Source organism: Streptomyces atratus, assembly GCF_040655115.1.
Lineage (GTDB): Bacteria > Actinomycetota > Actinomycetes > Streptomycetales > Streptomycetaceae > Streptomyces > Streptomyces atratus_D.
On sequence record NZ_JBFAJH010000106.1, the window covers coordinates 1 to 7,432 of the forward strand.

At 69.3% G+C, this 7,432-nt stretch carries 7 protein-coding genes and 1 pseudogene; 4 read left to right on the forward strand and 4 right to left on the reverse strand.

The genetic code is table 11. The annotated features are described in order from the left end of the window. Positions 1-212 precede the first annotated feature (212 nt). From AB0I23_RS40725 to AB0I23_RS41930, 3 genes are all read left to right on the forward strand, one after another. Positions 213-839: a transposase gene (locus tag AB0I23_RS40725; protein ID WP_359118244.1), complete on the forward strand. Its 627-nt coding sequence runs from the start codon at positions 213-215 to the stop codon at positions 837-839. A 248-nt stretch (positions 840-1,087) separates the two neighbouring features. Then, positions 1,088-1,375: a hypothetical protein gene (locus AB0I23_RS40730; RefSeq protein ID WP_359118245.1), complete on the forward strand. Its 288-nt coding sequence runs from the start codon at positions 1,088-1,090 to the stop codon at positions 1,373-1,375. A 226-nt stretch (positions 1,376-1,601) separates the two neighbouring features. Then, positions 1,602-1,931 carry a hypothetical protein gene (locus AB0I23_RS41930; RefSeq protein WP_436847076.1) on the forward strand — a complete coding sequence of 110 codons (330 nt, stop codon included), beginning with the start codon at positions 1,602-1,604 and terminating at the stop codon, positions 1,929-1,931. Between the two features lie 72 nt (positions 1,932-2,003). Here AB0I23_RS41930 and AB0I23_RS40740 read toward each other — a convergent pair whose 3' ends face one another. Together AB0I23_RS40740 and AB0I23_RS40745 are read right to left on the reverse strand one after the other, a co-directional pair. Then, complete coding sequence (locus AB0I23_RS40740) at positions 2,004-2,381, reverse strand: hypothetical protein (RefSeq protein ID WP_030216423.1); 378 nt, start codon at positions 2,379-2,381, stop codon at positions 2,004-2,006. A 121-nt stretch (positions 2,382-2,502) separates the two neighbouring features. After that, the gene (locus tag AB0I23_RS40745) at positions 2,503-3,318 is read right to left on the reverse strand and encodes a nucleotidyl transferase AbiEii/AbiGii toxin family protein (protein ID WP_359118247.1); all 816 of its coding nucleotides are present in this window, start codon (positions 3,316-3,318) and stop codon (positions 2,503-2,505) included. Positions 3,319-3,352: 34 nt separating this feature from the next. Between AB0I23_RS40745 and AB0I23_RS40750 the strand changes: the two genes are divergently transcribed. Next, the gene (locus tag AB0I23_RS40750; protein ID WP_359118249.1) at positions 3,353-4,663 is read left to right on the forward strand and encodes a hypothetical protein; all 1,311 of its coding nucleotides are present in this window, start codon (positions 3,353-3,355) and stop codon (positions 4,661-4,663) included. Between the two features lie 30 nt (positions 4,664-4,693). Here AB0I23_RS40750 and AB0I23_RS40755 read toward each other — a convergent pair. Both AB0I23_RS40755 and AB0I23_RS40760 read right to left on the reverse strand, forming a co-directional pair. Then, a pseudogene (locus AB0I23_RS40755) lies at positions 4,694-4,942 on the reverse strand (LexA family protein); the annotation flags it as partial. Positions 4,943-5,286: 344 nt separating this feature from the next. Continuing rightward, positions 5,287-7,206: a hypothetical protein gene (locus AB0I23_RS40760; RefSeq protein WP_359118250.1), complete on the reverse strand. Its 1,920-nt coding sequence runs from the start codon at positions 7,204-7,206 to the stop codon at positions 5,287-5,289. Positions 7,207-7,432 lie beyond the last annotated feature (226 nt).

A 7,432-nucleotide genomic window follows, 5' to 3' on the forward strand; every position in this document is an offset into this window, starting at 1 on the left:
GGTACCTCACCCCACTCGAAACCCGAGCCAGACTGCAGCACGACTTCACCCCCGCAGCGTAAGCAACCGCTGTCCAAGATCAGGGGGGAACTTCACCCGTCGGCCGACGGGCCGAGCGGAAGAAGGCCGCACATGCCCTGGTCCACGAGCTGCTTGCCCAGGGTCACTCACGCCGGGCGATTGCCCGGCACCTGGGCTGGGGTCTCAACACCGTGCTCCGGTACGCGGCCGCCGCACGCTGGCAGGACACCTTCCGCGAGAACCGGCCCCGGCCCAGCAGGCTGGACCCCTACAAGCCTTACCTGGAGCGGCGATTCGCTGCGGGGTGCACAAGTGTCACCCGACTGCACAGCGAGCTGGTTGCCGAGCATGCTCCTGTCACCTACGGCATGGTCCGCGCGCGCATCGCCACGTTGCGCGGGGCTCCGTCCGCCGCACCGCCCCGGCCGCCGACGGTGCGGCAGGTGACCGGCTGGCTCACCCGTCACCCCGCGACCCTGACCGAGGAAGACCGGGCCGGCCTGAAGGAGGTCCTGGCCCGCTGCCCCGAACTGGACAAGGCGGCCGGACACGTCCGCGACTTCGGCGAGATACTCACCGACCGCCTCGGTTCCACACTCCCCACCTGGATCGATGCAGTCGACGTCAGACAGCTCCCCGGCCTCACCGGCTTCGCACTCCACCTGCTCCGAGACCTCGACGCCGTGACAGCCGGGCTCACTCTCGACTGGAGCTCAGGCAGCATCGAGGGCGCCGTCAACCGCATCAAGAAGATCAAGCGGCAGCTCTACGGCCGAGCCGGATTCGAGCTACTCCGAAAGATGATCCTGCTTCAGTAACACCCCGAGACGCCCCCAAGATCTGCGCGAGAGCCGAGAAGTAGGAACATGTGCTGCGACAGGGGTCCATGCAGGTGCCCAGCCGTGGAAGGATGGCCTCATGTTGATCCGAAAGGGCGATGCCGCGTAGGCATCCCAAGGCCGTCCGTGCAGAGCGGTGGCGGCCACGATGGCAGTATCCGGTCCTGAGGGTCCATGGTGTCTCCGCGCGGACTCGTGCAGCAATCCGCCGGGTCGAAGACCAGGAGATGTGGCCCAATGCGGTCGCTAATGCGCTCTCTCGTTTCGAGTGGGCTTTTAAGCAGCCTGGACGCTACCTGAATGCCTCCGAGGCCTATTCGCCCGGGATAGAGGTGGAAGATGCCCGTGATGACCTGGAGTGGGCGATGCTGCACCTTCCTCCCGGAGCCAAACGGGACTTGGGCCGACTGATCACGCGCATCGATGAGGAATTCGAGCGCCGTACCTTGCCGGAGCCCAACAACATCGAGTGGGCAATGATGGGCTGGTGGTGGACCAGAATGCGTGAACGCTGACGGGCCCCGGGGCTCGTGACCCTCCCCTGCAATCGAACGCCACCGTCACCCTCCGCGACGGCTCCCCAAGATCTGTGCCAGAACCCGAAACTCGTGAACATTCCGATGCCACGTCAGCGTCTGCGTGACTTTCAAACAGTGTCGAAGTGCTGCTCAATCTCGTGGACAGAGCCACTCACACGAGCCGCCCCAAAGGGACAGCTGCGGCGGTGCCGGTACGTGAGGCGTGCAGGGCTGCGTCGGCAGCGAGGACGGCGTGCAGGCCGTCGTGGAGGGTCGCCGTGCGCTCGCTGTGGCCGAGGACCAGGTCGCGGAAGGCTTCGTGTTCGGCGACGAGGGGTTCTTGTTTGGGAATCGCGTAGCGGGTGACGTCGCCTTCGGTGACGCCGCGAAATGCGGCGAGCGCCTCCCATTGGGTGCGGGTAGAGCCGTTGGCCCAGTAGGTGAGGTCGGCGGCGAGGGTGTCGGCGACGAGGATGCCGTGAAGGAACGCGCCCGCATCCGCAGTGAGAAGGGCATCCGCTGGGGCGGACGCCCCCTCAACGCCGCAGCCTGACCGACCGCGAACCGCAGCCCCGGAGTGCCGAAAGGGACAAGTTCACGAGAAGGACAGCGACAGAAGGACGACTCAGGAGGCGGACGGCTCGATCTCCCCCGCAAAGACGATGACCTGGTCGATGAGGCTCCGCCGCAGATGGACGACGTCCGTTCCCGCCAGGCGGGGGCCTCCATCCGGCGTGGTGAAGACCCACTGGTACCGGGCCCACTCGTCAGGCATGTCCACCGCTGAGCAGCGCACCATCGTGCCGGTCCCCGCCGGGTGGCGCCGGATGTCCAGCACGAACCGCTCGACCGCCGCGATTCCTTCGCTGCGACCCAACGGCCCCCAGAAGACCACGTCTGAGGTCAGGGCCTGGGAGAGCAGGGCAGTCACATAGCTGTCGTCCGAGGCGTTGAACGCGGAGATGAACGTGTCGATCGCGGAGCGTGCCGTCTCTTCCTGCATGCCCCAGTAATACCAGCCGTTGCGCGTGCGCTCGTCCCGCGAGCCGCCTTCCGATCACGGTGGACCATCCCGGTCACAGCACTAGACCGTTCCGGGGCAGCACCCGCACGCCCTGAACGGTTCAGCGCAGATCCCACTCTCCAGTGCTGGGATTCCATGCTCCAGTGAAGGAGGGGCCCAGCAGCGGGCTGACGAATGCGTGCGCGCCAGGAAAGGCCGTGTCCCAGGTTTCGCAGCCGTTCAGGCCGACGACGTCCTTGGCTGCTTTGGCATAGCCGCTCGGCCAGGACTCATGTGGCATCTCGAACTGATGGGGCAGGCGCAGTTCGATGGTGGCGTGGGTGCGGCGGATGGCTGCTTCGGTGTGCAGAGCGTGGTGCGCTTCGGCAGCGTCGATGGTTTCGTTCTGGCTGATGAGCAGGATGTCGGCGAGGTCACGGAAGCGGCTGGACGGGCTGGTGCTTCCCCATTCGTACATGGCGCAGATCTTGTCGGCGAGGTGGTCGACGAGGGGGTAGAGCCTGATTTTGGGCCAGTCGGCGGGCCAGGGGAGATCGGGCCGCGGCGTGAGCTGGACGGCTTGCGGGGTTGCGGTGATGTTGCGCTTGGTGACGAGGTCGACGTGGATGGTGTCGACCTTGCGGGTGCCGATGAGGACGTCGAAGGGCTGGTTCACGCCTTCGGCGTTGTTGCCGTGTGGCTTCAGCTGTCGGGGCACGAAGTTCAGGTGGTCCCCGAGGTCGGTCGTGGCCGCTTTCAGAAGTGCGGCGAGGGCTTCGCTGGGGTCGCCTTCGAGGCGTTGGAGATCGATGTCTTTGCTGAGCCGTGCGCGGGCCGGGTAGCGGACGAGGAGTGCTTGTCCGCCTTTGAGGAGCCACCCGTCCGGGTCTTCGGTGAAGACCCGGACGGTCAGTCGCTGGAAGAAGAAGCCGCGCATTACCGCACTAGCGGCTCCACCTTGGGTTTTGGCGATGGCCCTGCGCCTGCTGGAGCGTCCCTTCGTCCGCGAGAACCCCTTCGGCATGTGGCCCTTCCATCTCCATGCCCTGATCCGCTCCACCATCCGCACCGCCGATGACCAGACGGACGACCGATGGTCACCGCATGACTGGCAGCAGGCTGCCGAGCGTGCCTTCGCGGGAGTGGGCGAGCAGTGGACCACCAGCACGGCGCCGGGCCGGACGCTGCTGGTCGGGTGCTTGCGCCAGGGACTGGCCGTCGCACGCGACTTCGGCCTCGACCTCGGCTGGCTCGCGGAGGCGACCTGGCAATACGTCAGCGACTCTGTATGGGAGCCCCTTGCGCCGTCCACGTCGCGGAACCCCACCGGCACGCTGGAGCTGGAAACACCTGCCGACGCTCTGGTGGAGACCCTCAGCGCCCTCGCCCGCCGGCAACACGAGCATCGTGAACGCACCGCCGCCCGGCTCGCCGCAGTCATCAGCACCCGACTACTCCCTGCCGATCTGCACGACATGGCGGTCTACTACCGGGCCAAGGCTGATCGCGACCTCGGGCGCAGCAGCGAATCGCGGCGCGGGATGCAGCACGTCGCGGAGGGTGGAGGCCGCCTCGCGCCTGCTGCGCGGCGTGGGCTCGCGCACCTTGCCCGCCTCTCGGGCGACTTCCCTACCGCCCTCGCCACCGCAGAAACGCTTGGCTGGGCGGGCCGTCATCACCGCGTCCTCGCCGACGTGTGGTGGATCCAGGCCGACATGGCCCGGGCGGCCGCCGCGTACGTAGCGGCGCGGGACGAAGCCGAGCAGCACGCCGTCGTCGGCGAACAGGCTACGGCCCAGGCCCAGCGCGCATTCGTCCTCGCCTTCATCGACCCTGACCAGGCCGGCGACGAACTCGCACTCGCCCAGCAGCTCCTCACTGGACTCGACCTGCGCGCCACCACCCTCACCACCCAGATTGCCGCCCTCATCCGCGACGCCGGAACCGCAGGCGACATCGAAGACCGCGCGCACCTGCTGCGTACCGAGATCAGCAGTGCCGGTCTCGTCTCCTCCCAGACCACGCTCGAACTGGCGCTCTGCTTTCACCACGCCGTCCTCGGCAGGCACGACAAGGTGGCCGGTTCAATCTCCCGGCTGCGTGAACTGACCCACAGCGGCGACTACTCCTTCTACGTCGACATCGCCCACTTCATGGCCGACCTCCCGTTGCCCGTCGAGGCGGGCTCGCAGGCACGCTGGCTCGATGGAGAACGGCAGACCCGTGAGCGGTGGCGCTCCCTGGTCACTTCGCGGCGCGAGTATCTGCGGGCACCACGCTGAGGAGGGCCTCAGGCCGGCCCTGCGTGGCTGTCAGATCGTGCGCAATACCGCGACGACCTTGCCAAGGATGGCCGCGTCATCCCCGGGGATCGGCTGATAGCTGGAGTTGTGGGGCATAAGCCAGACCCGGCTGTTCTCACGCCGCAGGCGCTTCACGGTGGCCTCGCCGTCCAGGAGTGCGGCCACGATGTCGCCGTGATCGGCGGAGTCTTGGCGGCGCACGGTGACGACGTCGCCTTCGCAGATGGCCGCCTCGATCATGCTGTCACTCACCACCTGAAACCGACGAGTTCGCCGAATCTCGGAGGGCGCTGCCTGGGAACTGGTGGCGATCCTGCCTCTACGGCGTTGAGCCTGACGTGGGTTCGCTCGCTACGACTGTGGGATCAGCGGGCTCTCGGCCACCTCCCCTACGGCCAGCCGTCAAGGCGCGACGTGGCTACGGCGTCGTCAAACGGCCCCGGCATGACGACTCGAAGCGGCCCCGTGCCAGCATGGCCCGGTCTCTGCCGTAGCCAGCGAAAGCCTCTGCTGCACTACTGGGGCCAACTCGAGCCGCCCGGGCGGGGGTGTGCCGCAGTTCAGGGTCAGACCGCCACGGCCGCCCTGCGGGGTGGCGGTGTTCAGCGCTGGGCTGCCACGGCTGCCGCGGCCGCGGCCAGGATGCGGTGCAGGACGGGGACCGGGATCGCCGGATTGGTGACCGCCGCGCATGCCGTGTCGCGGTCGTGCAGCAGCCCGGCAAGGACGCGGGCCGGCAGCCGCAGATTGCGCATCGCGGTCCCGCGGACGTGGGCCACTGGGTCGTTCAGCAGCCGCACCGCGTCGGCCGGTGACAGCCGGGGGTCCTCGGCCGCGCGGCGGCGCACCTCGGCTTCTGGGTCGCGGGCGAGACGTGCGACATCGGCAGGCGTGGACTCCGGATCGTCCAGGGCCAGGCGGCGCATCCGCCCACCGGCGTCGCCGGCGTAGCGCAGCAGGCCCGTACGGGGGAAGTTGGGGTGGCTGCGGGGGCGGTCGGGGTGAGTGAAGCTGCCGTCCCACCAGCGCCAGACCTCCAGCAGCATCTCGGCCGGCGCGTCATCGCACGATTCGGCGAGGAAAAGGCGGACCGTCCGGTCCTCGTCCCGCGCCAGACGCTCCACGACGTCCGGTGGAAGATGCCGGGCACGGGCCACGCTTCGGCGGATGAGCGGATGGGACGATACGGCGAGGCGGCGTATCGCGTCGGCGTCACCGTGCAGGCCCTCGACCCAGGGCAGAGTGCGCGACATCGACGTCGGGTCGAAGTCGTAGCGCACCGCGGCACGCTGCTCCTCGTTGAGGTCGGGCCGCAGTGCCACCGCCGAGCGGATGTCGTCGTATGGGTCCTCCGCCAGGACGGCAACGCTGTGTGCGCTGAGCCGCGGGTTGGCGGCCAGCGCTCGGCGTACCTCCGCGTCCCCGTCCCGGACCAGCTCCGCCTCCAGCTCGGGCGAGAGACGGCACTGTTCGAGCGCGCGCCGGGGCGGGGGCAGCGCGGCAAAGACCTCGCGAGGCATGGGGACGCCGGTGTGGTGGGCGAGCAGCGCCGCCGTACGCACCGCGTCGTCGGTGTCGGCCAGCAGTCGCGCCCGCAGCGGCGCGGCGAGGTCTTCCCACCGGGCGCAGGCAGTCGCCCGCACCTGGGGATCGGCGTCGGCCGCGAGGCTGGGGAGGTGGTGTGCGGGGAGCCCCGGGAGTTCGGCGGCCTGAGCGCGGGACGGGCCGGCGAGGAGGTCGTCGTACAGGTCCTCGGGGAGTTCGACGCCCCAGGCGCAGGCATGCTCGGCCCAGAGCACGCGCCGGCTCGGCGACGGTTCGGCGCGGACCAGGCGTACCCACTGATCGGACGTGAGCTTGGGCCGGAAGGTGTCCGCGGGCCTCGAGCGCACCCGCGGATCGGGATGCGCCACGGCGGCGTCGAGTACGGCGGGCCGGTCGCAGCCGTGCAGGAAGCCCACCTCCACATCCAGCAGCCGGATCAGCAGCTCGTCCGGCGCGGCCGGATTGGACCCGATCCCCTCCGCCCAGTGCAAAGGCCATGCCGGCCGGCCGGGCACCGCCGCCCACACCTCGGCGCGCTCGACCTCCGTCTCGCGCCCGGCGGCTGCGGCGGCCTCCTCCAGCCGCTCCGGCAGTCGGTCGAGGGCCGTCACCCGAGGCTCGTCCACGCCGGGCACCTCCGCCAGCAGCACCTGCCCGTCGAGGGAGAGCGCCACGAACCCGGGGTCGCCGGTCAGCCCCGGCACACCGCCGCCGGCGTAGCGGACCCGGGTCCACCAGGAGTCGTTGCCGCCGATCCGATGTCCGAGGACGGCCACCAGGAACTCGCCGTCGGCATCTGCAAGGCGGCGCCACCACGCGGCGTCGAGCGCTTCCCGGACCGCGCCGTCGGGCGCCGCGATCCCCCGCGCGATCCGCCAGCCGGCCTCCGGCGGGAACAGGCTGCCCGGGCGCATGTCCTCGACGACCGTGAGTCCGGCGCATGGGAGCAGTTCGTGGAGTTCCTCTCGGTGTTGCACGCGGTCATGATCCCCGCCGACTCGCGGTGGGACAAGGCCCCCTCAGCCCAGGCGCAACCGGCCCTCACCCGCGTACACGTCATCGGCTGCGATGTCGTTCGGCCCCGCCCGGGCGGCTCGAGTTGGCCCCTTGAAGTTCCCCCCTGATCTTGGACAGCGGTTGCTTACGCTGCGGGGGTGAAGTCGTGCTGCAGTCTGGCTCGGGTTTCGAGTGGGGTGAGGTACC

What these genes read in the sequence shown, in the direction of transcription:
- AB0I23_RS40730 (WP_359118245.1), top strand. Translation starts at nt 1,088, where the DNA reads ATGTGGCCCAATGCGGTCGCTAATGCGCTCTCTCGTTTCGAGTGGGCT.
- AB0I23_RS40740 (WP_030216423.1), bottom strand. Translation starts at nt 2,381, where the DNA reads ATGCAGGAAGAGACGGCACGCTCCGCGATCGACACGTTCATCTCCGCG.
- AB0I23_RS40745 (WP_359118247.1), bottom strand. Translation starts at nt 3,318, where the DNA reads ATGCGCGGCTTCTTCTTCCAGCGACTGACCGTCCGGGTCTTCACCGAA.
- AB0I23_RS40750 (WP_359118249.1), top strand. Translation starts at nt 3,353, where the DNA reads ATGGCCCTGCGCCTGCTGGAGCGTCCCTTCGTCCGCGAGAACCCCTTC.